Source organism: Flavobacterium sp. T12S277 (assembly GCF_048514875.1).
In the GTDB taxonomy this organism is placed as follows: domain Bacteria; phylum Bacteroidota; class Bacteroidia; order Flavobacteriales; family Flavobacteriaceae; genus Flavobacterium.
Genome location: NZ_JBLYEG010000003.1, coordinates 127,090 through 148,855 on the forward strand (window position 1 = coordinate 127,090; position 21,766 = coordinate 148,855).

Below are 21,766 nucleotides of genomic sequence, written 5' to 3' on the forward strand. Positions count from 1 at the left end.
AATGAGTAAAGAGTCTGGTTTATTTTTCTTCTAATAAATCCGGGCGTCTGTTTTTAGTATGTTCATACGCCATATCCTCGCGCCATTTGTCAATTTTGGCAAAATGACCGCTAGTCAGAACTTCAGGAACCTTCCAGCCCTTATAATCTGCTGGTCTTGTGTATATAGGACCTGAAAGCAGATTGTCCTGAAAACTATCAGTCAATGCTGAAGTTTCGTCGCTTAAAACACCTGGAATCAAGCGGATCAAAGCATCCGATAACACCAAAGCTCCTAATTCTCCACCGGATAACACATAATCACCAATTGAAATCTCTCTGGTAATAAAATGATCCCGAACACGCTGGTCTACCCCTTTATAATGCCCACAAAGAATGATGATGTTTTCATACATCGACATGGTATTGGCCATTTTTTGGTTTAAAGTTTCCCCGTCAGGTGACATATAAATAATCTCATCGTATTCGCGTTGGCTTTTTAAATGCGTGATACAGGCATCAATAGGCTGAACAGTCATCACCATTCCGGCACCTCCGCCAAAAGGATAATCGTCAACACTTTTTTGCTTGTTTGTGGTGTAATCACGTAAATTATGAAAATGAACTTCCACTAAACCTTTGTCTATGGCACGTTTCATAATCGAAGCCTCAAACGGACTCTTTAATAATTCAGGTAAAATCGTTATAATGTCAATTCGCATTTTTTTTCTTCAATAGTTCTAAGGTGCAAAGATACAAGTTAATTTTTGTGAATTTTCAAGATTTGAAAATGGGGAAAAAGAATTAAGGACTTTTTGAGAAAGAGTTAATAACGAGCTACTTAACGTTTAATGTTGTTGGAATGTTATTTAAGTGTTTGTAAAACAGTTAAATACATGATAATTATATAACATAAAACGCCTGAAATGTAAAAAAAAAGATGCTTAATTTTAATTACTATTACATTTCAATTATTTGATTTTGTAAAGAATTACTTAAAAACAAAACTCCCATGAAAAAGCTGCTAATATTACTCATTATATTGATTTTACAGGCATGTTCCACCACTAAAAATCCAAATGATCAATGGATTGGTCAGTCCAAAAAAAATCTTATTAAGATTTGGGGACCACCTATACGTACGTTACAAAATTCAGATCAGGGCGAAATATTACTTTATGCAGAACAAGTGTATACCAATGCAGCTACTAGTGAAGGTCCCAGAATGGCCGGCTCAAACTACTGGAATTACACCTATATATACACCCGTAAGGACGGAAAAATTTATTTGTACAAAACAGATAAACAACAACAGCCGCCTCAAACAATTGCTGTAAAATAGGCTAATTTCTTGTTTTTTATGCGAAAATATGGCGAATTTATCATCGCAGTCAAAATCATTTGATTATATTTATGTCCGCTTTAGGCTGATCTTTAGCGATTTAAAATGATAAATCATGAGAAAAAAGGCGATACTTTTGGTATCTTTTCTAATTATTTCCTGTCAGAATCAAAACCAGTTAAAACCTATGGATACTACAAAAAATGAAGAATTAGTCAAAGCGTATTTTGAACATTTTAATAAGCACGATTGGAAAAAGATGTCAGAAATGTACACAGAGACTGCTGATTTCAAAGATCCTTCACTAGGACCCGGGATTGTCAAACAAACCCGTAAACAAATAGCAGATAAGTATGCAGCGCTTAATGCCGCTTTTCCGGATCTGCATGACAAAGTGATTCAGGTTTATCCGTCGGGAGAGAAGCATATTATTGTAGAATTTGTTTCATCGGGTACAGCGCCTGACAACTCAAAATTTGAACTGCCGATCTGTACTATTTTTACAATCGAAAACGGATTAATCACCAAAGATTTTACCTATTTCGATAATTTTGAAGAAGAGGAAAACTAAGAACAGCTACTGATGTAAAACGTGTGTAGTCCCTACGGGACATCGTTGATGTTGGATTTCTTTTGCTTACCTATAGGTTACCGAATTACCGACATTTTGCTTCTTATGGAGCATTTTTTTTGAATAATAATTAAAATAAGCTGAAGTGAAGTGCTATTTATTAATGAAAATATTGTAGCTTTATTCTTTAATTTACGATGTGATATGTAAAATGAAAATTGTTTACATATGACAAATAATTCCGCAAGGAATTACATATTGGTAGTAATATGGTTTTCATATCGCAAATAATTCCGTCAGGAATTACATATCGGTAAGTCGAATCCATATATAGTTTTCACATCACAAATTATTCCGTTAGGAATACATAACGGCAAATTATGGCAAACACATACACCCAAATACACATACATTTTGTTTTCGCAGTAAAATTCAGACGTGCGTTAATAGACAAAGAATGGAAAGCAGAATTATATCAATATATAACCGGAATTATAAAAAATAATGACCATAAACTTCTGGCGATAAACGGTGTTTCGGACCATATTCATATTTTAATCGGGATTAGACCTGCGCAATCAATTTCCGATTTGATGAAAAATGTTAAACAGGATTCCTCAAAGTGGATCAATACGAATAAATTGTCCAAAGGACATTTTCAATGGCAGGAAGGTTATGGAGCGTTCTCATACAGTAAATCTCAATTGACTGCCGTAATTAAGTATATTGAGAATCAGGAAGCGCACCACAAAAAGAAAACCTTGAGAGAGGAGTACATTCACTTTTTACAAAAGGCTGAAGTCGATTACGATGAAAGGTTTATTTTTAAAGAATTAATTTAGAAGTAAAAAATAAGAAAACAGATTAGCTTAAATTTGATAGAAATAGTCAGGATGAAAAAACGTTGACTGATTTATAAAATTTACAACAAATAGAAAGTTAATTAAACACATTGAATATGCAGCATTCAAAAACAAGCAAAGAATTTATAAAAGGAGATGAAATCGAGTGGGAGGTGGTTGGAGAAGGTATCAGGCGCAAGATTCTTGCTTTTGATGAAAGAGTGATGCTGGTAAATGTTCATTTTGAAAAGGGAGGAATTGGTGTTTTACACGAACACTATCATTCGCAGGTAACCTATGTTTCAAGCGGTAAATTTGATGTTACCATTAGCGGTGTTACCCAAACGCTGAAAGAAGGAGATAGTTTTTATATTCCGCCTCATGCCATTCATGGAGTGGTTTGCTTAGAAAGCGGACTTTTAACGGATGTTTTCAGCCCGATTCGGGAAGATTTTATACAATCGTAATGTTTTAACATTCAGCATAATCTTTAAAAAAATAGTCAGATATACTGTCGGCTTTGGAAAAATTATAATTTTTTTAAAGTTTCGGTAATAATTAGATTGGTATTTTTGCAAAATGAATTTATCTAAAACGAATGTCTTGTTTATGGCAGCTTGCACCGGACTTATAGTTGCAAATCTTTATTACTGCCAGCCTTTAATTGTTTTAATTGCCAACGAATTTAAAATTCCTGAAGCCAGTGCGGGAACAATAACGTATCTAACCCAGGCGGGTTATGCGATAGGGTTGTTTTTTATGGTTCCGTTAGGTGATAAAATCGAACGTAAAAAACAAATTTTAATGACCACTTTCGCTTCCGTAATCGCTTTGATTATCGCGGCAACGGCAAAAAGTTTCTTTCTTTTGCAGGTGGCTTCCTTATTAATCGGGATTACTTCAATTGTACCCCAGCTTATTTTGCCCTTGGCGGCTTCTTTAAGTGCACCCGAACAGCGCGGAAAAGTGGTAGGAACTATTATGAGCGGTTTGCTTGTTGGAATACTATTGTCCAGAACATTAAGCGGATTTATAGGTCAGGTATTGGGCTGGAGATCTATGTTTTATATTGCTGCGGGTATCTGTTTGCTGATCTTTTTTGTGATTCAGAAAAAATTTCCGGTCAATAAACCTCAGTTTGAGGGAACTTACGGACAGTTGATTCAATCCCTTTTTACACTTATAAAAACGCAGCCGGTTTTGCGTGAAGCGACACTGATCAATGTATTCAGTTTTGCACAATTCGGAGCCTTTTGGACCACTATGGTTTTACTGCTTTCCGGAGATCCATTCGGTTTTAACAGTGCTACAATTGGGCTTTTTGGAATTGTAGGAGCTTCGGGAGCTTTGGCGGCACCCTTAGTAGGAAAAATGGGAGACAAAGGAAACTCAAGAATTGCGGTAGGATACGGTTGTTTATTGATTTTAATTAGTTTTCTGGTTTTCTATTTTTCAATAGAAAGTGTGATCGGAATTGCGATTGGAATTGTGTTTATTGATATCGGAATTCAGGGAGTACATATTTCAAACCAGACCCGAGTATATTCGCTGCTTCCAGAAGCCAGAAACCGATTGAATACGGTATTTATGTCATTTAGTTTTTTAGGAACAGCAGCCGGATCAGCTTACGGATTGTTGTTGTGGAAATTGGGCGGATGGCATGCGGTAACCATTGGTTGTGTTGGATTATCGGCACTGGCATTTGTCGTTTATGGCCTTACTTACAAATCAAAGTCTAAAAAACAGAAAGCTTAAATTGATATAAAATTAATTTGTAAATTTGCAATCAAATAAAAAATAAGAACAATGGAAAACGGAATATACGCTAAATTCAACACTAGTAAAGGTTCGATTTTAGTAAAACTTACACACGATTTAACACCTGGGACCGTAGGGAATTTTGTAGCTCTTGCAGAAGGAAATATGGAGAATAAAGTAAAACCTCAGGGACAAAAATTCTATGATGGATTAACTTTTCATAGAGTAATTCCTGATTTTATGATTCAGGGAGGATGCCCAAAAGGAACTGGAACTGGTGATCCGGGATATAAATTTGATGATGAGTTTCACCCAAGTTTGAAACACGATCGTCCGGGAGTTTTAGCAATGGCTAATTCAGGTCCTGCAAGTAACGGTTCTCAATTTTACATTACACACGTTCCAACTTCATGGTTAGACGGAAAACATACTGTTTTTGGTCATGTAATCGAAGGTCAGGATGTTGTTGATGCAGTAGCTCAGGGAGATAATCTTGATGCTGTAGAAATCATCAGAGTAGGTGACGAAGCTCAAAAATGGAATGCTATTGAAGCTTTTATTGCTTTAAAAGGAGCTCGTTTGAAGCGTGATGCTGCTTTAAAAGCGGAATCAGAAGCAAAAATGGAACAATTGGCTGCAGGTTTTGATAAAACAGACAGCGGATTACGTTATAAAATGATTCAAAAAGGAGAAGGTAAAAAAGCTGAAGCTGGAAAAACAGTAGCAGTACATTACGAAGGTTCTTTAGAAAATGGAAAAGTTTTTGATTCATCTTACCCACGTAAAAAACCAATCGAATTCAGATTAGGTCAGGGACAGGTAATCGAAGGATGGGACGAAGGTATCGCTTTACTACAAGTAGGTGACAAAGCTCGTTTTGTAATTCCATCTGATTTAGCTTATGGAGCTGCAGGTGCAGGAGGAGTTATTCCACCAAACGCAACTTTGATTTTTGACGTTGAATTAATGGACGTAAAATAAGAGATTTACAGACAATTTAGTATTGTTTTAAATAGTAATCCCATTCGCCTGTCGAATGGGATTTTTTTTATATTTACTTAAAAAACAAGAACAATGAAATTAAGGATCTTAACTTTAACCGCTGCGACGTTGCTTTTGGTTTCGTGCGGTACGAAAAAAGCAGCCCCGGTTGCAACAGCCACTCCGGCTGCGAGTGAGACGGTAAAAACTACAGCATTAACTCCTGCATTGGCAGAAGGGAAAAACTTGTACGAAAACAGTTGTGCAAGATGTCATAAATTATATGATCCGAAGAAATTTAGTCAGGAAGACTGGAAACCAATTCTGGTAAGAATGCAGAAAAAAGCGAAGGTAGATGATACTCAGATCGCTTTGATATCCGATTATATCACTTCTCAATTGTAAGAAGCTGGTGTTTTAGATTCATAAAAACTATTCAATTAAGTTGGATAGTTTTTTTTTGCTTAAAAAAGGACATAAAAAAACACCTTCACGCAGGAGGTGTTTAAAAAACTAAGAAATGCTCTCAGGTGAATTGCTAACGGCTGTTATTTTTAATGTTTTTATTCCGGCCGGTAATTCCCAATCGACAACATCATTTTCTTTAAAGCCAATAATAGCAACACTAAGGGGTGCTAAAATGGATATTTTTCCTTCTTTTACATCGGCAAAGGATGGCAGGACAATCTGAATTTTCATGCTTTTATTTGCTTTTACATCTTCAATAGTGACCTGCGAATTGATTCGTATCACGGTTTCGTCCAATTCACTTTCTTTACGGATAATGGCGCGGTCCAATTCGTGCGAAAGCTGTCCAATTTCTTTGGCATTAGTTGCGTTTTTACTTTTCAGTATCAGTTCTCTTAAAAACTGATAATCTGTTTTACAGAATGTAGGGGTTGGTTTCATATCGATTCTAATTTATTGTGATTTGAACATTCGGAGTTTTCAAATGCAAATTATAATGAAAGTCATTAGTAGCGGCCTCTAAACAGAGACTACGACCGAAAACTATAAATTGTAACTGAAAACTAAAAAATAAATCCTCCGTCTGAGAGAAGAAATTGAAATAGACGGAGGCCTAATTGATAAAGGCCTTACTATGTGAAATAAATACAGCAGCAAGTGCTCTTCCCGTAAGGGAAAACGATAGCGGAGAGGCCGTAAGTAAATGAATAGTAGTCACTGAGGAAATAATTAATTGGATTGGTAAAGATAGGCAAACTTTTTGAAAACACTAAAGCGTTGTTTTCCATTTTATGTTGCAGCCAATACTTGGTTTTTGCGGGTCTTTTAAACTTCTGTTGTAAATAAGAGCATCGATTGCGCTGCGAAGATCACTTCCGCTTAACGGAATCCCATTTCCGGGTCTTGAATCGTCTAATTGACCACGGTAAAACAATCGGTCCTGATTGTCAAATAAATAAAAATCAGGGGTACAGGCTGCTTCATAAGCTTTGGCAACGTCCTGGCTTTCGTCATATAAGTATGGAAAATCAATCTTGTTCTGAAAAGCAAATTCAGTCATTAATTCAGGAGCATCTTGTGGATACTTCTCAATATCGTTGCTTGAAATCGCAATAATACTAATTCCCTGTACACGATAGTCATTGGCGATCATTACAACCTCCTTGATAACATGAAGTACAAACGGACAGTGGTTGCAAATAAAAATAACCAAAGTGCCTTTTGATCCTCTCAAATCTTCAAATGAATAAACATTATTAGAATTGGTATCTCTTAATTTGAATCCCGGAGCTATTGTTCCAAGGGGAATCATATTTGAAGGAGTTCGTGCCATTTTGTAGAAATAAGTTCCTCAAAAATAGCTTTAAAATTCTGTAAAAGAAAGCGTATAGACCTGTTTTTAATTTTTTGCCACAGATTTTACTATTTAAGCAGCATTGATCAGTATTGACCATTAATCTGTGGCGTTTCTTATAAATCAGGCGTTTAAAAAGTCTAACAAATCTTTGTTTAGTTTGTCTTTATGGGTATAAAACAAGCCATGTGGCGCGCCTTCATAAACAATAAAGGTATTTTCAGAAATGGCTTTGGCTGCTTTTTTTGACGTAAGATCAATAGGTACAATTTTGTCATCGTCACCATGAATGATTAAAGTGGGCACTTTTATAGTATCCAGTTCGTCTCTAAAGTCAGTAAAAGAAAAAGACTCAGCACATTTTAGTGTAGCGCGCGGTGAGGCAAAAGAGCACAGCATTCTGTAGTATTCTAGCAGAGGAGTACTTAAAGGTCTGTTGATGATATTGATTCCGAAAAAGATCTTGCCAAAATTATCTATAAAACCAATTCTGTCTTGTTTGATATTATTTGCTGTAGTTTCGCTTTTTTCTTTCGGATGCCCATCAGGATTATCATGAGTTTGTAATAAAAACGGGATGATTGAAGAAATTAAGGCGGCTTTTGTAACGGCTTTTCCGCCATAACGGCTAAAGTAGCGAACCACTTCACCGCCACCCATTGAGAACCCTACCAGAGTAACATTTTCTAACTCAAGCTGCTCTATGATCTCTTTTAAATCATCGGTTAGCGTATCATAATCATAGCCGTCATAAGGTTGTGATGATTTGCCAAATCCGCGACGGTCATAAGCGATGACGCGATAATTGTGTTGTACTAAAAAATCAATCTGATATTCCCACATTTCATTTGAAAGCGGCCAGCCATGAATCAAAATTACCGGTTTTCCCTTTCCGTAATCTTTAACATATAGCTTTACATTTTTAGCCGTTTCGATGTATTTATCGCTGTTTAAAAGTTGGATGTCAAAGTCGGAATCTCTAAGGGAGGTACTGTTATTTAGAAGGTTATTTTCCATTTTTATATTTTTTAGCGTTAGCGTACCTGTTTGATACGTAAAATTAGAAGCTACTCAAAAAAAACGGTTATAGAATTAGGGATAATAATTACAAAATTAATAGGTTTGTAAATCATCAAATACTAAAAATAAAATGGATTTAACCTGGAATGAATTTGAAAGAACCGATATGCGTGTAGGAACTATTGTGGAAGTAAATGATTTTCCTGAAGCCAGAAAACCAGCCTACCAGCTTACCATTGATTTTGGTGCCGAAATTGGAATCCGTAAATCATCGGCCCAAATAACAACACATTATAAAAAAGAAGATTTATTAAACCGACAAATTATCTCAGTAGTCAATTTTCCCAAAAAACAAATCGGGAAATTTATGAGTGAATGTCTGGTTCTTGGCGCAATAGGCAAGGAAGGAGATGTTATTTTACTTGCTCCCGATTTTAAAATAGAAAACGGATTGCGAATCGGGTGATTTTTTCAGTCTCAGTCTCAGTCACAGTTTTCAGTATGGGACTGCAAACTGAGACTGTGACTGAGAACTATTAAATTTTCTCGATCAATTGTTCCAAAATCAATTGTCCTTCTTCCCAGTATTTTAAATCAGAATCAGAGTTGATGTGTCCTTTTTGTCCCACATTGACCAAATCACTTCCCCACATTTCGGCAAAATATTTTTTTCTTTCGAAAGTGGCGTAAGGATCATTTTCGCTTGCGACCACAATTGAGGGAAAAGGCAGCTTCGAAATGGGCATTGGAGAAAAGTTCCGAATAGAATCGGGGGTATGCTGAGGTGAATCTACATCGGCAGGTGCTACCAGCAGGGCGCCAACAACATTTGGATTGTGGTTTGCCTCTGCCCAGTGCAGAACAAGCGAAACGGCTAAACTATGTGCTACCAATACCGTTGGGCTGTTTAGTCTGGAGATTTCTTCGTTTAAGCGTTTAAGCCATTCTTCACGAATAGGTTCGTCCCACTCGTCGTGAACAATACGGGTTGAATTTTTGAATTTCTTATGCCAAAACGTTTGCCAGTGTCTGACTCCGGAATTTCCAAGTCCGGGCAGGATTAATAGTTGCGTTTCCATTTCTGGTGTTTTTATAAAAATATTTGACAGACTACTTTTTAGACTACAAGATAAATGTCGACTAAAATGGTAGAGTTTTAAGATTTAAAAAAAGTCCAAAATGCAGAACAGAATGGACTTATACTTTTAAAAAGTATGTTTTTGACTAAATATCGTCAAAATCAATATCGGTAAAACTGGTTCTTTGTCCCTCAGGTTTATCAGAACCGTATTCTTTTTTGAAATCTTTTTGGTGTCTTTCAGAAATTACTTCTTCGCCTTTGTGGTTCAAGACGTACGAAGTCATTTCTTCTAGTATTTCGGCAAAAGCACTAAAGTCTTCTTTGTACAAGTAGATTTTGTGTTTTTTAAAATGAAACGAACCATCCTCTTCAGTAAATTTTTTACTTTCGGTAATTGTGATATAATAATCGTCAGCTTTAGTAGCTCTCACATCAAAGAAATAAGTTCTTCTTCCTGCTCGTAATACTTTAGAAAAAATCTCTTCTTTTTCTAACATGTCATTTTCTCTCATAATACGTTCTATCATTTTTGGAATTAATAGTACTCAAAAATCATAAAAAATTATCGATTACGCAACAATTAAAGTAATTCTTTTTCCGAAAGTTGTTTTAAATATAACGATGCGTAATAGCCTTCCTGATTTATTAATTGATTATGAGAGCCTTGTTGAATGATCCTGCCGTCCTCCAAAATGATTATTTTGTCGGCGTTCTTTGCAGATGATACCCTGTGGCTTACGATGATTGTAGTTTTATCTTTACAAATTTCAAACAAATTGCTTAAAATCGTTTCTTCTGTTTCTGTATCTACTGCCGACAAACAATCGTCGAAAAGTAAAATCGCCGGATTTTTAATAATGGCCCGCGCTATAGACACTCGCTGCTTTTGTCCGCCCGATAGTGTGATCCCTCTTTCTCCTAAAATAGTATCGTATTGTTTGTTAAAAGCAACAATATTATCGTGAACTACCGCATTTTTGGCGGCCTCGATTACTTCTTCGTCTGTAGCGTTCTGATTGCCAAATTTTATATTGTTTTTAATAGTGTCCGAAAATAAAAAAGCGTCCTGTGGCACAATTCCAACATTATTACGCAAATCATACAGGTTTAAACTGCTGATTTCGCTTTGGTCGATCATGATTCTGCCTTCGGTTACATCATATAAACGTGAGATCAGAGATAATATTGTGGATTTACCGGAACCTGTTTTTCCTAAGATAGCCAATGTCTCTCCTTTTTTGACTGTAAAAGTAACGTTCTTTAGTGCCTCGATATTGGTGTCTTCGTAGGTGTAGCTTACGTTTTCAAAGGCTATTGTGCCCTGGATGTCAGAGTGATTTTCGTTTCTGTTTTTTATTTCAGGTTCAATCTTCAAAAATTCGTTCAAACGTTTCTGAGAGGCTTCTGCTTCCTGAACCATTGAAGAAACCCATCCTAATGAAGCTACCGGCCAGGTTAACATGTTTACATATAGAATAAATTCGGCAATAGTACCAATATTCGGAATTGTTCCGTTAATGTACATAACACCGCCAAAATAGATCACCACCAGGTTACTGATTCCGATTAAGGCGATCATCAAAGGACCAAACAGGGATTGAACTTTAGCTAAGTCTAAGCTCTTTTTTTTGCTTTCGTCTGCCAGAGCGATCATATTGTTCTGATGCTGATTCTCCAGTGAGTTGGCTTTTATAACCCGGATACCGGAAAAAATTTCCTGTGTAAAACTGGAAACTTTAGACAGATATTGTTGAAAGGTGGTACTTCTTTTATTGATTTCTGAGCTCAACTTAAAAATACAATACGAAAGGATTGGCAAAGGTAAAATGGTATACAGTGTCAATCGCGGCGAAACGTTATACATATATATAATGACGATGGCGAAACGGATGAAAGTATTAATCGTGTACATTACCGCAGGCCCCACATACATACGAACCTTTGAAACATCTTCGCTAATACGGTTCATTAAATCTCCGGTGCGATTTTGTTTGTAAAAGTTTTGCGAGAGTTTTTCATACTGTTTGAAAACCTCATTTTTTAAATCAAACTCGATATGACGCGACATTACAATCAAAGTCTGACGCATTAAGAAGGTTAGAAAACCGGCAACAATGGTAGTGGCTATGATTAACAGCACGTTATGGATTAATCCTTGGCGGTACGTATCGATAACGATTTGCGAAGTTTGATCGGCTTCGGGTAGTTTATCAAACTTTTCGATAGCGTTTAGCGACTTGCTAATTAGCTTTGGAGTGAAGAGAGAGAAGATTTGTGCGATTATGGTGATTAAAATTCCTAAAGAGAAACTATATTTATATTTGATGAAATATTTGTTTAAATAGCTTAATTCTTTCATTTTTTTAAGAGATTCAATGTTAAAATGTTTTGATTTCGGGAAATATTATGAATAAAAATTAATGTAATGTATAAAATTATCAAAACAAAACGATTGTTAGATTGTTATTTTAAAGATAATAAATTAGCACATGTATATTTTTTATATAAATTTGAGAAGTCTTTTTGACAAATTCATAATTTTAACAAATAATATAGTAGCGCTATGGATGCAACTTTCGCAACTGGAAAAGAACTTCAAAAAATGGATCCTGTTTTTGGTCAATTGTCTTTTGACGATCACGAACAAATTGTATTTTGTAATGACAAAGATACAGGTTTAAAAGCAATTATTGGTATTCATAATTCGGTTATGGGACCAGCTTTGGGAGGTACTAGAATGTGGAATTACAATACTGAATGGGAAGCATTAAACGATGTTTTGCGTCTTTCAAGAGGTATGACATATAAATCTGCCATTACCGGATTGAACATCGGTGGAGGTAAAGCAGTAATTATTGGTGATGCTAAAACGCAAAAAACACCTGAATTAATGCGTAAGTTTGGTGAATTTGTTCACTCTTTAGGTGGTAGATATATTACTGCTGAGGATGTTGGAATGGAGACAAAAGATATGGACACTGTTAGAGATGTAACGCCTTATGTTACGGGTATCTCTGAAGAAAGAGGTGGTTCAGGAAATCCTTCTCCAATAACAGCTTATGGTGTTTATTTAGGGATGAAAGCTGCTGCTAAAAGTCAGTTTGGTACTGATGTTTTAGAAGGTAAAAAAGTTTTAGTTCAGGGAATTGGTCACGTAGGAGAGGCTTTAGTTGAGTATTTAACTAAAGAAGGAGCAGTAGTTACCATTACAGATATCAATGAAGAGAAATTGTATCAGGTAGCTTCAAAATACAATGCTTCAATCTATTCTGGTGAAGATTTATATACTGCTGATGTTGATATTTACGCGCCATGTGCAATGGGAGCGATCATTAACGATGCAACAGTAGATAAAATTAAAGCTAAAGTTATCGCAGGAGCGGCTAACAATCAGTTGGCTGACGAAAATATTCACGGAGCAAGATTACAGGAAAGAGGTATTTTATATGCGCCTGATTTCTTAATCAATGCTGGTGGAATCATCAACGTATATGCTGAATTAGAGCACTACGGTAAAGCGGAAATCATGACAAAAACCGAAAATATCTATAACACAACTTTAGAAATTATCGATTATGCTGTGAAAAACGGAATGACAACTCACAAAGCGGCTCTTACAATTGCTCAAAATCGTATCGATTTGAGAAGAATTGAGAACGCGAAAAAATAATTTTTTAAGTTAACAGTCTCAGTTTTTAGTCTCAGTTTCGCAAAAAGTGAAAACTGAGACTGAAAACTGAGACTTTTTTTATGCGGTTTCTAAATCACTGAAAACTGTGACTGAGATTGAAAACTGAGACTTAAAGAAATACTTTTTTACAAATTAATTTTAATATCAACTGCGAAATTCATACTTTTGCAGACTAATTTTTAAATGTTCTTACAAGGTGGTAAATAGAAGACACATACGCGTTAAAGTAATGCAATCCATTTATGCAATGCATCAAAGCGGTTCTGATAATATGGAAAAAGAAGAGAAATTTCTTTTTTACAGTATTGATAATATTCAGGATCTATATCTTATAATGCTTTCTTCATTGATTGAAATTTGCAAAAAAGAATCAGTTTTTTTACATCTTTCAAGTAAAAAACATCTTGCAACCGCTGCAGAACGTAATCCGAATGAAAAATTTGTAAAAAACAAAATTTTTCAACTTCTAGCCGAAAGCAACTCTCTTAGTATTGCTTTAGAAAATCGTAAAATCAACAACTGGAATCTGAACGATGATTATATCATTTTGCTTTTAAATGATATCAAGTCAAGCGAATTGTATGCGAAATACATGAGCACTACAACAAATACTTTTGAAGAAGACAGACAATTTGTAATTGATTTGTTTGCAGATGTAATTGTTCCAAATGAAAAATTATATGAGTATTTAGAGGATGATAAATTAACCTGGGTGGATGATATTCCGGTGGTAAATACACATATTATCAAACAGTTGAAAGCTATTAAAACAGAAGATCCGGATGATTTTAGAGTGCCTAAATTGTATAAAGATGTTGAGGATAAGGATTTTGCTAAAGACTTGTTTAGAAGAACAGTTTTAAACGAATCGATTCTGGCAAAAGAATACGATGATAAAACACCAAACTGGGACAGTGAAAGGATTGCCGAAATTGATACGATTATCCTGAAAATGGCAATCTGCGAATTTTTAAAATTCCCTTCTATTCCTGTAAAAGTAACTCTTAACGAATATTTAGAAATTGCGAAAGAGTATTCTACACCAAAAAGTAGTATTTTTATCAACGGAATTTTAGACAATCTGGTTAAAGAGCTTACAGCGAATAAAAAGATGGTTAAAGTAGGACGCGGGTTAATGTAATTGATACGGGTTTTATAAATAAATTTCCAAACTCTTGTTGATGATGTCACTTCAGGTGAGGTTAGAAGAGCTTAAAACATAAATATTAATAACAAAAATAAAAACTGAATACTATGCAAGATTTAATGAAATTTGCGCCTTATTTACTAATGTTTGTAGTGTTGTATTTCTTTATGATCAGACCACAACAAAAAAGAGTAAAAAATGAAAAAGAATTTGAAAGCAGCCTGAAAGTAGGTGACAAAATAATTACTAAAAGTGGTTTTCACGGAAAAATTGTTGAGCTTGCTGATACAAGTGCAGTAATCGAAACAATGTCTGGAAAATTAAAAATTGAGCGTTCAGCAATTTCTATGGAAATGAGTGCTAGTTTGAATAAGAAAGCATAGATTTTTTCTTCGAAAAAAATAAATTTCAAAATATGAAATCTCAAATTCCAAAACTGGAGTTTGGGATTTTTTTTTATTGTCATTTGTGTAAAGAAAAAAACCTTTGTCAAAGTTTTAAACTTTGACAAAGGTTTGTATAGCTTGGAATTTGGAATTTGGAATTTTTTAAAAATTAAAATTCACCCCCTATCTGTATTTATCATTCAGTCCGATGTTTTGTAGTATCATCGGAATAACTTTTTCAATCCTTGAAAGCTTGGTTTTTTCTTGCTTAGCGGTTTCAATATATTCCAGAAATTCATATTGTTTGTAAGGGCTAAATTTCTGAAATGCTTCTGCTAAAGCAGGGTTCTGAGCTGTTTCTTTTTCAAAAAGCTCAGAAACAATAGCTTCTTTCTTTGTAGGTTTTATAATCTTACCTTGTTTTTCGTTCTCAATCGCTTCTGCAATATAAGCTAAAACGTCAGCTTCGTTTACTTCGTCTTTTGAAGTAAAACGCCATTGACGTAACGACTTTGTTTTGTCTTCCTGAGCGTTGATGAGCTTTTTTTTCTCATCCTTCAGAAAAACACCATTAAAGAACCAAATCGTAAAGTACTCTTTAAAACCTCCTATGCCGATAACATTTTTTTTGTTGTACACATAAACCGGGCCGCCCCATTTTACGGTTTCAATCAGTTCGGTTTTGTCAATAATCGATTTTAGGAAAAGAAGTTCTTCTTCCCAGTTATTGACTTTGTCCCAAACGTGTTTTTTGTCAGACATATTTTTTGGATTTATCTTTTTCTTTTCGGTTTTTCAGGTGCGTCAAAAATACCCTGAATTGCGGTTAATTCGGCTATTTTTACAATGACGTCCGTAGCTTTTTGCATGCTTTCAGCAGGAACATATTCGTATTTTCCGTGGAAGTTGTGACCGCCAGCAAATATATTCGGGCATGGAAGTCCCATAAATGACAATTGAGACCCGTCAGTTCCCCCACGAATAGGTTTGATGATTGGTTTGATGTTTAGTTCGCGCATTGCTTTTTCGGCAATATCAACAATATGTTTTACAGGAAGTACTTTCTCTTTCATGTTGTAATACTGATCTTTTACTTCAGCAATTACAATGTCTTCTCCGAATTGTTTCGCGTATTTCTTATTGATTTTTTTGGCAATCTTAGCAATGAGGTCCTTGCGTTTTTCGAATTTTTTCTTGTTGTGATCGCGGATAATCAATTCTAAAACAGTTTCTTCAATACTTCCGGTAAGGTGGTGAACGTGGAAAAAACCTTCGTAACCTTTGGTTTCTTGTGGCGTTTCTCCTTTGGGAAGCTCGTTGATAAAATCATTGGCGATTAACATCGAATTGATCATTTTTCCTTTGGCATAACCCGGGTGAACGCTTTTTCCTTTGAAAGTGATTTTAGCTCCGGCTGCATTAAAATTTTCATATTCTAACTCACCAATCTGGCTTCCATCCATAGTGTAAGCCCATGCAGCGCCAAATTTTTTCACATCAAAATGATGCGCACCGCGACCAATTTCTTCGTCAGGCGTGAAACCAATTCTGATTTTCCCATGTTTGATTTCAGGATGCTGAATTAAGTATTCCATTGCTGAGACAATTTCGGTAATTCCCGCCTTGTCGTCGGCTCCCAGTAAAGTAGTTCCATCGGTAGTAATAATGGTTTGTTCTTTGTATTGTAGTAAATCCTTAAAGTAGGACGGTGATAAAACGATGTTTTTCTCCGCATTTAAAAGGATGTCTTTTCCGTCGTAATTTTCAACGATTTGAGGTTTTATATTGGCTCCGCTAAAGTCCGGTGAAGTGTCAAAATGAGATACAAAACCAATTGTAGGAACTTCGTGATTAACATTTGAAGGCAATGTGGCCATGATATAGGCTTTGTCGTCTATCGTAACATCTGATAAGCCAATTGCTTTTAGTTCTTCGACTAGTTTATTGGCAAGATTCCATTGTTTTTCTGTACTTGGTGTTGTTTTTGAATTTGGATCTGATTCAGTGTCAATAGTCACATAACTAATAAAACGATCTATAATATGTTGCATTTTTTTATTTTATTTTTAGGCAAATATAAGTAAATAGTTAAGGGTTGTAAAGCGACTAATTATGAAAACTGTAAATTAGACTGAAAAAAGTTTGACGCAAATTTTCTGAATTTACACTAGCTATTGAAAGTTAAAATCCAATTTCACAAATTTAAATTCGTGAAATTGGATTTGTAAGCGATATAAAGGATATTTTAATTCGCGTAATTGGTGGCAAAAAGCCTTATTGAGCACATCTGAAACCAATATGATTTGCGGGTGATTTGTAGTCTCCCTTGCCTCTGGTGCCCACCATATAACGGGTGCAATACTGATCGGTACATAAAAACGAGCCGCCACGCTGTACTTTTTTAGGCAATTCCGGTTCTGCCGGATCATAAGAAGATTCAGGGCCCTTAGGATTTTTGGCAACCTGACCGTTTTCGCTTAGTATCTTGTAATAGTCTGCGGTATACCAGTCGTTTGTCCATTCCCAAACATTTCCTCCAATATCATAGAGACCGTAAGCATTGGGTGCAAATTTTGCAGTTGGTGCAATACCGACATAACCGTCTTCGCCAGTGTCTCCTTTTTCCAGAGGAAACTGTCCCTGATAAATGTTAGCCTGAAATTTTCCTTTGGGTTTTAACGTATTTCCCCAGGCATACAATTCGCCTGATTTTCCACCACGGGCTGCAAATTCCCATTCTGCTTCTGTTGGCAATCTTTTTCCGGCCCACTTTGCGTAAGCAGCGGCATCATCATAAGAAATCTGTACAACAGGGTAGCTGCCTTTTCCTTTTATAGAACTTCCGGCTCCTTCAGGATGTCTCCAGTCTGCACCGCGTTTGTAAGACCACCATTGCATGTAATTGTTTAAATCTACTTTAGCGGGAGTAGGGGTAAATACGGCCGATCCGGCCACAAGATTTTCTAATGGCGCGTCCGGATATTCTTCATGTGTAGGTTTTATTTCGGCAAAAGTGACATAACCAGTTGCTTTTACAAAAGCTTCAAACTGATCATTTGTAACTTCGGTTTTATCCATATAAAATCCATCTACATAAACGCGATGTATTGGGGCGGCATCTTTAGTAACTCCTTTTATGCTGCACAGGCTTTCGTCCTCCACATTGCTTCCCATAGAAAATTCTCCACCCGGAATCCAGACCATTCCCGCCGGATTTTTACCGGAAGGTTTGTTTTTGTTTTCGATCGTTGGTTTAAATGATGAAGCTTCTGCTGGATTTGGAGTTTCGGCACAATCCATTGCGACTAATTTCTGTTTCGGCACAATAAGCTTTGTGTAGCTGTAAGCAATTGTAATAATGGAGATTGTTAGAATTGCGAAAATCCAATAGGTTTTATTTTTCATCCCAAGTGTTTTTATGGAGTATAGTAGTTGTGGGTAAAAATAAGAATAAAGTTTAAAAGAGAATTTAATAAAACTATATTTATTTTATAGAATTACTATTGTTTTGTTTGCCCTGTTGTATTTCAATTGCTTCGTGTTTGTTTTCAGCGTTATATATGGGGGAAAAGAATGTTGGAAACAGTTTTCTATAAATCATAGTCACTTTCAAGTATTATATTTAAATTTGCATCCAAAAAAACAACAACACACTACTATGTATAAATTGATAATTCGCCCGATACTTTTTTGGTTTGATCCGGAAGAAGTACATTACTTTACTTTTTCATTTGTTAAATTCATTTCAAAAATTCCTGGTGTTTCATCAATTATCAGAGCCATTTACGAAGTAAAAGACAGCCGTTTGGAACGCGAAGTTTTTGGAATCAAATTTAAAAACCCCGTAGGACTGGCCGCTGGATTCGATAAAGATGCCAAGTTGTATAAAGAATTGTCGGATTTTGGATTTGGTTTTATTGAAATCGGTACCGTGACTCCTGTCGGACAGGAGGGAAATCCTAAAAAACGTTTATTCCGATTGAAAGAAGACCAGGCGATTGTGAATCGAATGGGATTTAATAATGGCGGAGTTCTGGAAGCCGTAGAGCGTTTGAAAAAGAATTCAGGAGTTCTGATTGGTGGTAATATTGGAAAGAACAAAGTAACACCAAACGAAAATGCAGTTGACGATTATATCAGTTGTTTTGACGCTTTGTTTGATCATGTAGATTATTTTGTGGTCAATGTAAGTTCGCCAAATACACCAAATTTACGTGCCCTGCAAGACAAAGAGCCTTTAACGGCTTTATTGCAAACGCTGCAAAACAGAAACGTAGAGAAGCAAAAAACAAGTACACAAAAGATAAAACCAATTTTACTAAAAATTGCTCCCGATCTTACAGACGAGCAGTTGCTGGATATTATTGATATTGTAAAAACTACCCAGATTGCAGGTGTGATTGCAACAAACACTACAATTTCCCGCGACGGATTACAGTCTGCCAATCAGGTAGAAATGGGAGGATTGTCAGGAAAACCATTAACGAAACGCTCGACAGAGGTCATTCGTTTTCTTTCGGAAAAAAGCAATAAAGCTTTCCCAATCATTGGAGTTGGGGGAATTCACACCGCAGACGATGCTATCGAAAAACTAAATGCAGGAGCGAGTTTGGTGCAGTTGTATACCGGTTTTATTTATGAAGGGCCAGCCTTGATAAAAGCAATCAATAAAAAGGTTTTAAAACAATTGTAAAAGCAATACCTGAACAAGTAGCCCGGCAGCAATCGCAATTCCAAAACTGATTAACGTACCGATTAGAACATATTCGGTTAGTTTTCGGTCTCTGGCTTCTTTTAAATCGCCAAATCTAAAAATTGATTTCGCAGCCAATAAGAAGCCGATAGCCTCGAAATGACCTGTTAAGATAAAACAGAAGACAAACAATCTTTCTAAGATACCAATGTAATTTCCTGCTTTGGAGAGCGAATTTTCATTGTGGCTATTTTGACTTTCCGGGTTCCAAATCGAAATAATGGTTTTAATGAGAATAGAAGTTGGTTTTGTGATGAATAAAACTCCAGTGATTAAAATCCAAAATTGATTGTTGAACCAATGAAAATGGACTGTTTCGCCTTTGTAGAGAAAAACAACTCCAATTAAAACTAAAATGTGCAGCAATTGGTCTACTATAAACCAACTGCGTTTTGTTTTATTTTTCTGTAAATGGAGCTTGATTAAATCGATAATACCATGAGATACGGCAATTAGGAGTGCATATGGAAGAAATTGAATTTCTCCAACCAAAATGGCGGCTAAAATCCCATGCAAAAGAATATGAAGGTATAAATAAACACTTTTATGTTTTTTGGCTTCTTTGTCGGTTACCCACGAGTTGGGCTGCGCTGTAAAATCACTAGTAAATGTGCTAAAAGTAGTTTTATAAATAAAATCATAACGTTACAAGTTGTTTTATTTGTGTTCTGAAATAGCGGTCTAAATTCAATACTAAATCAAATTGAGCTCGTGTTTGTCTTCGGCTTACAGCGGCTCTTTTTATCCCTAATTTCGGGGCTAATTCTTCTTGTGACAAACTTGGATTTTCTATTGCAATTGCTACAAATTCGGCAGATTGAGCAGGCCAATTGTCCATAAAAGTAAGAGCAAGCTGAATCATTAAATTCATTCTTTCGTCGATAACGGTATTGCCGGTTCGCAGCGCTAAACTTACTTTTAGTTTCTTTAAAGTCTCAAAAAGTTCCCCCGAATGTATAAAGGCAGAACCATTGCTTTCAGAAACTTTTTCAGCATCATGCGTTTTATTTCCAATGCCAATACTCATTCGTGCATCCAGTTTTAAGGCTTTTAAATGTGCTTTGATTAGAATGGCGGCCAATAAAGCTTCTTCAGGATTCTTTATTTCGATTTGAAATTCATCCCCTCTGTAAATTTCCCATTGGAGAGGTGTTTCTCCAAAAGGAGATAAGATTTCCCTTAAGGAGGTTACCCAGTCTTTTGATTTTTGCTTTCTGGAATCGATTATATCTCCTGTAATTACACTAGTCATAGCTTCAAATATAAATAAAAAGAATAATAATAGTATTACAAATGTAGTTAATATTTTTTAAATGTTACGTTTTTATGTAACATTGTCAATTGTTACGTTTTTGCGTAATATTGTTAATTGTTACCATATCACGTAATGTAATTAAAGAAAATTATAACTTTTATTTCTTTAAAAAAGAAACTAACTTAGCCATTATAAAAGAGTAAGCTTTGAATAAAGAAATCAAGATTATCGAATGTCCGCGTGATGCTATGCAAGGCATCAAAACTTTCATACCTACCCAAAATAAGGTTTCGTATATACAGGCTCTGTTGAGAGTGGGTTTTGATACCATTGATTTTGGAAGTTTTGTATCTCCAAAAGCAATTCCTCAAATGCAGGATACTGCTGAAGTTTTGGCGCAGCTTGATTTATCGCAAACTACAAGCAAGTTGTTAGCGATTATAGCCAATACACAAGGAGCATCGCTGGCTGCAGCACATGAACCTATTCAATACCTTGGATTTCCTTTTTCGATATCTGAGAACTTTCAGATGCGAAACACCCATAAAACCATCGCCGAATCTTTAATTACGCTCGAAGAAATTCTTGAAATTGCCGATCAGAAAAACAAAGAAGTCGTTACCTATCTTTCTATGGGATTCGGAAATCCTTATGGTGATCCGTGGAATGTAGAGATCGTAGGCGAATGGACAGAGAAGCTGGCCGGAATGGGGGTGAAAATATTATCGCTTTCCGATACTGTTGGTAGTTCTACACCGGAAGTAATCACCTATCTTTTTTCAAATTTGATTCCGAAGTATCCGCAAATTGAGTTTGGCGCGCATCTGCATACCACACCAAACAGCTGGTTCGAGAAAATAGATGCGGCTTCAAAAGCAGGTTGTACCCGTTTTGACGGGGCTATTCAGGGGTTTGGCGGTTGTCCGATGGCAACCGATAAACTCACAGGTAATATGCCTACCGAAAAGCTGATCTCTTACTTTACATCTAATAAAAAAACCACAGGCCTGAACTCTTTAAGTTTTGAGAGTGCCTACAATGAAGCATCAAAATTGTTTGGGAAATTTCATTAGAAAATAACTATATTTACTAAACAAAGACAAATAATAAGTGATAGCAAATCAGCGTTGTTAGTATTT

Annotated in this window: 25 protein-coding genes; 13 read left to right on the top strand and 12 right to left on the bottom strand. The window is 35.8% G+C overall.

Annotated elements, in window-relative coordinates; genetic code table 11:
- Positions 1–19: 19 nt before the first annotated feature.
- The gene (gene trmD / locus ACN1CN_RS06810) at positions 20–700 is read right to left on the bottom strand and encodes a tRNA (guanosine(37)-N1)-methyltransferase TrmD (RefSeq protein ID WP_419135108.1); all 681 of its coding nucleotides are present in this window, start codon (positions 698–700) and stop codon (positions 20–22) included.
- Between the two features lie 290 nt (positions 701–990).
- Here trmD and ACN1CN_RS06815 point away from each other — a divergent pair, with 290 nt between their 5' ends.
- From ACN1CN_RS06815 to ACN1CN_RS06845, 7 genes are all read left to right on the top strand, one after another.
- Entirely contained in the window at positions 991–1,320 is a 330-nt protein-coding gene (locus tag ACN1CN_RS06815; RefSeq protein ID WP_291286144.1) for a hypothetical protein, read from the top strand.
- Between the two features lie 115 nt (positions 1,321–1,435).
- A complete protein-coding gene (locus tag ACN1CN_RS06820; protein WP_419135109.1) occupies positions 1,436–1,891 on the top strand; it encodes a nuclear transport factor 2 family protein in 456 nt (151 codons plus the stop codon).
- Positions 1,892–2,271: 380 nt separating this feature from the next.
- Complete coding sequence (gene tnpA / locus ACN1CN_RS06825) at positions 2,272–2,733, top strand: IS200/IS605 family transposase (RefSeq protein ID WP_419135110.1); 462 nt, start codon at positions 2,272–2,274, stop codon at positions 2,731–2,733.
- A 116-nt stretch (positions 2,734–2,849) separates the two neighbouring features.
- Positions 2,850–3,200, top strand: a complete 351-nt coding sequence (locus tag ACN1CN_RS06830; RefSeq protein ID WP_264523199.1) for a cupin domain-containing protein — start codon at positions 2,850–2,852, stop codon at positions 3,198–3,200.
- 142 nt (positions 3,201–3,342) lie between these two features.
- Complete coding sequence (locus ACN1CN_RS06835; RefSeq protein WP_291286146.1) at positions 3,343–4,488, top strand: MFS transporter; 1,146 nt, start codon at positions 3,343–3,345, stop codon at positions 4,486–4,488.
- A gap of 51 nt (positions 4,489–4,539) precedes the next feature.
- On the top strand, positions 4,540–5,472 hold the full coding sequence (locus ACN1CN_RS06840) for a peptidylprolyl isomerase (RefSeq protein ID WP_291286147.1): 933 nt from the start codon (positions 4,540–4,542) through the stop codon (positions 5,470–5,472).
- Positions 5,473–5,565: 93 nt separating this feature from the next.
- A complete protein-coding gene (locus tag ACN1CN_RS06845; RefSeq protein WP_291286148.1) occupies positions 5,566–5,877 on the top strand; it encodes a c-type cytochrome in 312 nt (103 codons plus the stop codon).
- A 108-nt stretch (positions 5,878–5,985) separates the two neighbouring features.
- Here the strand turns inward: ACN1CN_RS06845 and ACN1CN_RS06850 are convergent, their stop codons facing one another.
- The 3 genes from ACN1CN_RS06850 to ACN1CN_RS06860 all read right to left on the bottom strand — a co-directional run bounded on the left by ACN1CN_RS06850 (position 5,986) and on the right by ACN1CN_RS06860 (position 8,311).
- Positions 5,986–6,381 (bottom strand): GreA/GreB family elongation factor, encoded by a 396-nt coding sequence (locus ACN1CN_RS06850; RefSeq protein WP_419135111.1) that lies wholly within the window; start codon positions 6,379–6,381, stop codon positions 5,986–5,988.
- A gap of 328 nt (positions 6,382–6,709) precedes the next feature.
- The gene (locus ACN1CN_RS06855; RefSeq protein ID WP_419135112.1) at positions 6,710–7,273 is read right to left on the bottom strand and encodes a thioredoxin family protein; all 564 of its coding nucleotides are present in this window, start codon (positions 7,271–7,273) and stop codon (positions 6,710–6,712) included.
- Between the two features lie 144 nt (positions 7,274–7,417).
- A complete protein-coding gene (locus ACN1CN_RS06860) occupies positions 7,418–8,311 on the bottom strand; it encodes an alpha/beta fold hydrolase (RefSeq protein WP_419135113.1) in 894 nt (297 codons plus the stop codon).
- A gap of 133 nt (positions 8,312–8,444) precedes the next feature.
- On the opposite strand from ACN1CN_RS06860, the gene ACN1CN_RS06865 reads away from it, so the two are divergent.
- On the top strand, positions 8,445–8,780 hold the full coding sequence (locus ACN1CN_RS06865; RefSeq protein ID WP_291286152.1) for a tRNA-binding protein: 336 nt from the start codon (positions 8,445–8,447) through the stop codon (positions 8,778–8,780).
- A 70-nt stretch (positions 8,781–8,850) separates the two neighbouring features.
- Here ACN1CN_RS06865 and ACN1CN_RS06870 read toward each other — a convergent pair whose 3' ends face one another.
- The 3 genes from ACN1CN_RS06870 to ACN1CN_RS06880 all read right to left on the bottom strand — a co-directional run bounded on the left by ACN1CN_RS06870 (position 8,851) and on the right by ACN1CN_RS06880 (position 11,754).
- Positions 8,851–9,393, bottom strand: a complete 543-nt coding sequence (locus tag ACN1CN_RS06870) for an RBBP9/YdeN family alpha/beta hydrolase (RefSeq protein WP_419135114.1) — start codon at positions 9,391–9,393, stop codon at positions 8,851–8,853.
- 145 nt (positions 9,394–9,538) lie between these two features.
- Positions 9,539–9,907, bottom strand: a complete 369-nt coding sequence (locus tag ACN1CN_RS06875) for a PUR family DNA/RNA-binding protein (RefSeq protein ID WP_017495419.1) — start codon at positions 9,905–9,907, stop codon at positions 9,539–9,541.
- Positions 9,908–9,975: 68 nt separating this feature from the next.
- On the bottom strand, positions 9,976–11,754 hold the full coding sequence (locus ACN1CN_RS06880; RefSeq protein ID WP_419135115.1) for an ABC transporter ATP-binding protein: 1,779 nt from the start codon (positions 11,752–11,754) through the stop codon (positions 9,976–9,978).
- A gap of 204 nt (positions 11,755–11,958) precedes the next feature.
- On the opposite strand from ACN1CN_RS06880, the gene ACN1CN_RS06885 reads away from it, so the two are divergent.
- The 3 genes from ACN1CN_RS06885 (at position 11,959) to yajC (ending at position 14,616) form a co-directional block, all read left to right on the top strand.
- On the top strand, positions 11,959–13,065 hold the full coding sequence (locus tag ACN1CN_RS06885; RefSeq protein ID WP_291286155.1) for a Glu/Leu/Phe/Val family dehydrogenase: 1,107 nt from the start codon (positions 11,959–11,961) through the stop codon (positions 13,063–13,065).
- Between the two features lie 250 nt (positions 13,066–13,315).
- Positions 13,316–14,227 carry a transcription antitermination factor NusB gene (gene nusB / locus ACN1CN_RS06890; protein WP_264523209.1) on the top strand — a complete coding sequence of 304 codons (912 nt, stop codon included), beginning with the start codon at positions 13,316–13,318 and terminating at the stop codon, positions 14,225–14,227.
- A 113-nt stretch (positions 14,228–14,340) separates the two neighbouring features.
- Positions 14,341–14,616, top strand: coding sequence for a preprotein translocase subunit YajC (yajC, locus tag ACN1CN_RS06895; protein WP_264523210.1), 276 nt, complete (start codon positions 14,341–14,343; stop codon positions 14,614–14,616).
- 186 nt (positions 14,617–14,802) lie between these two features.
- Here yajC and ACN1CN_RS06900 read toward each other — a convergent pair whose 3' ends face one another.
- The 3 genes from ACN1CN_RS06900 to ACN1CN_RS06910 form a co-directional block, all read right to left on the bottom strand.
- Complete coding sequence (locus ACN1CN_RS06900) at positions 14,803–15,381, bottom strand: YdeI/OmpD-associated family protein (RefSeq protein ID WP_419135116.1); 579 nt, start codon at positions 15,379–15,381, stop codon at positions 14,803–14,805.
- A gap of 11 nt (positions 15,382–15,392) precedes the next feature.
- Positions 15,393–16,670, bottom strand: a complete 1,278-nt coding sequence (gene pepT / locus ACN1CN_RS06905) for a peptidase T (protein ID WP_419135117.1) — start codon at positions 16,668–16,670, stop codon at positions 15,393–15,395.
- Between the two features lie 223 nt (positions 16,671–16,893).
- Positions 16,894–18,024, bottom strand: coding sequence for a formylglycine-generating enzyme family protein (locus ACN1CN_RS06910; protein WP_419135118.1), 1,131 nt, complete (start codon positions 18,022–18,024; stop codon positions 16,894–16,896).
- A 253-nt stretch (positions 18,025–18,277) separates the two neighbouring features.
- On the opposite strand from ACN1CN_RS06910, the gene ACN1CN_RS06915 reads away from it, so the two are divergent.
- Positions 18,278–19,312, top strand: coding sequence for a quinone-dependent dihydroorotate dehydrogenase (locus ACN1CN_RS06915; RefSeq protein WP_419135119.1), 1,035 nt, complete (start codon positions 18,278–18,280; stop codon positions 19,310–19,312).
- Here the strand turns inward: ACN1CN_RS06915 and ACN1CN_RS06920 are convergent.
- Together ACN1CN_RS06920 and ACN1CN_RS06925 are read right to left on the bottom strand one after the other, a co-directional pair.
- A complete protein-coding gene (locus tag ACN1CN_RS06920; RefSeq protein ID WP_419135237.1) occupies positions 19,298–20,005 on the bottom strand; it encodes a DUF3307 domain-containing protein in 708 nt (235 codons plus the stop codon). The genes ACN1CN_RS06915 and ACN1CN_RS06920 overlap by 15 nt on opposite strands.
- Positions 20,006–20,009: 4 nt before the next feature.
- Complete coding sequence (locus ACN1CN_RS06925) at positions 20,010–20,624, bottom strand: hypothetical protein (protein ID WP_419135120.1); 615 nt, start codon at positions 20,622–20,624, stop codon at positions 20,010–20,012.
- Between the two features lie 209 nt (positions 20,625–20,833).
- On the opposite strand from ACN1CN_RS06925, the gene ACN1CN_RS06930 reads away from it, so the two are divergent.
- On the top strand, positions 20,834–21,700 hold the full coding sequence (locus ACN1CN_RS06930) for a hydroxymethylglutaryl-CoA lyase (RefSeq protein ID WP_419135121.1): 867 nt from the start codon (positions 20,834–20,836) through the stop codon (positions 21,698–21,700).
- The last annotated feature ends 66 nt before the right edge of the window (positions 21,701–21,766 follow it).

Excerpts from the sequence above, each read along its gene's own strand:
- trmD (WP_419135108.1), bottom strand. The coding sequence starts at position 700 with ATGCGAATTGACATTATAACGATTTTACCTGAATTATTAAAGAGTCCG.
- ACN1CN_RS06815 (WP_291286144.1), top strand. The coding sequence starts at position 991 with ATGAAAAAGCTGCTAATATTACTCATTATATTGATTTTACAGGCATGT.
- ACN1CN_RS06820 (WP_419135109.1), top strand. The coding sequence starts at position 1,436 with ATGAGAAAAAAGGCGATACTTTTGGTATCTTTTCTAATTATTTCCTGT.
- tnpA (WP_419135110.1), top strand. The coding sequence starts at position 2,272 with ATGGCAAACACATACACCCAAATACACATACATTTTGTTTTCGCAGTA.
- ACN1CN_RS06830 (WP_264523199.1), top strand. The coding sequence starts at position 2,850 with ATGCAGCATTCAAAAACAAGCAAAGAATTTATAAAAGGAGATGAAATC.
- ACN1CN_RS06835 (WP_291286146.1), top strand. The coding sequence starts at position 3,343 with ATGGCAGCTTGCACCGGACTTATAGTTGCAAATCTTTATTACTGCCAG.
- ACN1CN_RS06840 (WP_291286147.1), top strand. The coding sequence starts at position 4,540 with ATGGAAAACGGAATATACGCTAAATTCAACACTAGTAAAGGTTCGATT.
- ACN1CN_RS06845 (WP_291286148.1), top strand. The coding sequence starts at position 5,566 with ATGAAATTAAGGATCTTAACTTTAACCGCTGCGACGTTGCTTTTGGTT.
- ACN1CN_RS06850 (WP_419135111.1), bottom strand. The coding sequence starts at position 6,381 with ATGAAACCAACCCCTACATTCTGTAAAACAGATTATCAGTTTTTAAGA.
- ACN1CN_RS06855 (WP_419135112.1), bottom strand. The coding sequence starts at position 7,273 with ATGGCACGAACTCCTTCAAATATGATTCCCCTTGGAACAATAGCTCCG.
- ACN1CN_RS06860 (WP_419135113.1), bottom strand. The coding sequence starts at position 8,311 with ATGGAAAATAACCTTCTAAATAACAGTACCTCCCTTAGAGATTCCGAC.
- ACN1CN_RS06865 (WP_291286152.1), top strand. The coding sequence starts at position 8,445 with ATGGATTTAACCTGGAATGAATTTGAAAGAACCGATATGCGTGTAGGA.
- ACN1CN_RS06870 (WP_419135114.1), bottom strand. The coding sequence starts at position 9,393 with ATGGAAACGCAACTATTAATCCTGCCCGGACTTGGAAATTCCGGAGTC.
- ACN1CN_RS06875 (WP_017495419.1), bottom strand. The coding sequence starts at position 9,907 with ATGAGAGAAAATGACATGTTAGAAAAAGAAGAGATTTTTTCTAAAGTA.
- ACN1CN_RS06880 (WP_419135115.1), bottom strand. The coding sequence starts at position 11,754 with ATGAAAGAATTAAGCTATTTAAACAAATATTTCATCAAATATAAATAT.
- ACN1CN_RS06885 (WP_291286155.1), top strand. The coding sequence starts at position 11,959 with ATGGATGCAACTTTCGCAACTGGAAAAGAACTTCAAAAAATGGATCCT.
- nusB (WP_264523209.1), top strand. The coding sequence starts at position 13,316 with ATGCAATCCATTTATGCAATGCATCAAAGCGGTTCTGATAATATGGAA.
- yajC (WP_264523210.1), top strand. The coding sequence starts at position 14,341 with ATGCAAGATTTAATGAAATTTGCGCCTTATTTACTAATGTTTGTAGTG.
- ACN1CN_RS06900 (WP_419135116.1), bottom strand. The coding sequence starts at position 15,381 with ATGTCTGACAAAAAACACGTTTGGGACAAAGTCAATAACTGGGAAGAA.
- pepT (WP_419135117.1), bottom strand. The coding sequence starts at position 16,670 with ATGCAACATATTATAGATCGTTTTATTAGTTATGTGACTATTGACACT.
- ACN1CN_RS06910 (WP_419135118.1), bottom strand. The coding sequence starts at position 18,024 with ATGAAAAATAAAACCTATTGGATTTTCGCAATTCTAACAATCTCCATT.
- ACN1CN_RS06915 (WP_419135119.1), top strand. The coding sequence starts at position 18,278 with ATGTATAAATTGATAATTCGCCCGATACTTTTTTGGTTTGATCCGGAA.
- ACN1CN_RS06925 (WP_419135120.1), bottom strand. The coding sequence starts at position 20,624 with ATGACTAGTGTAATTACAGGAGATATAATCGATTCCAGAAAGCAAAAA.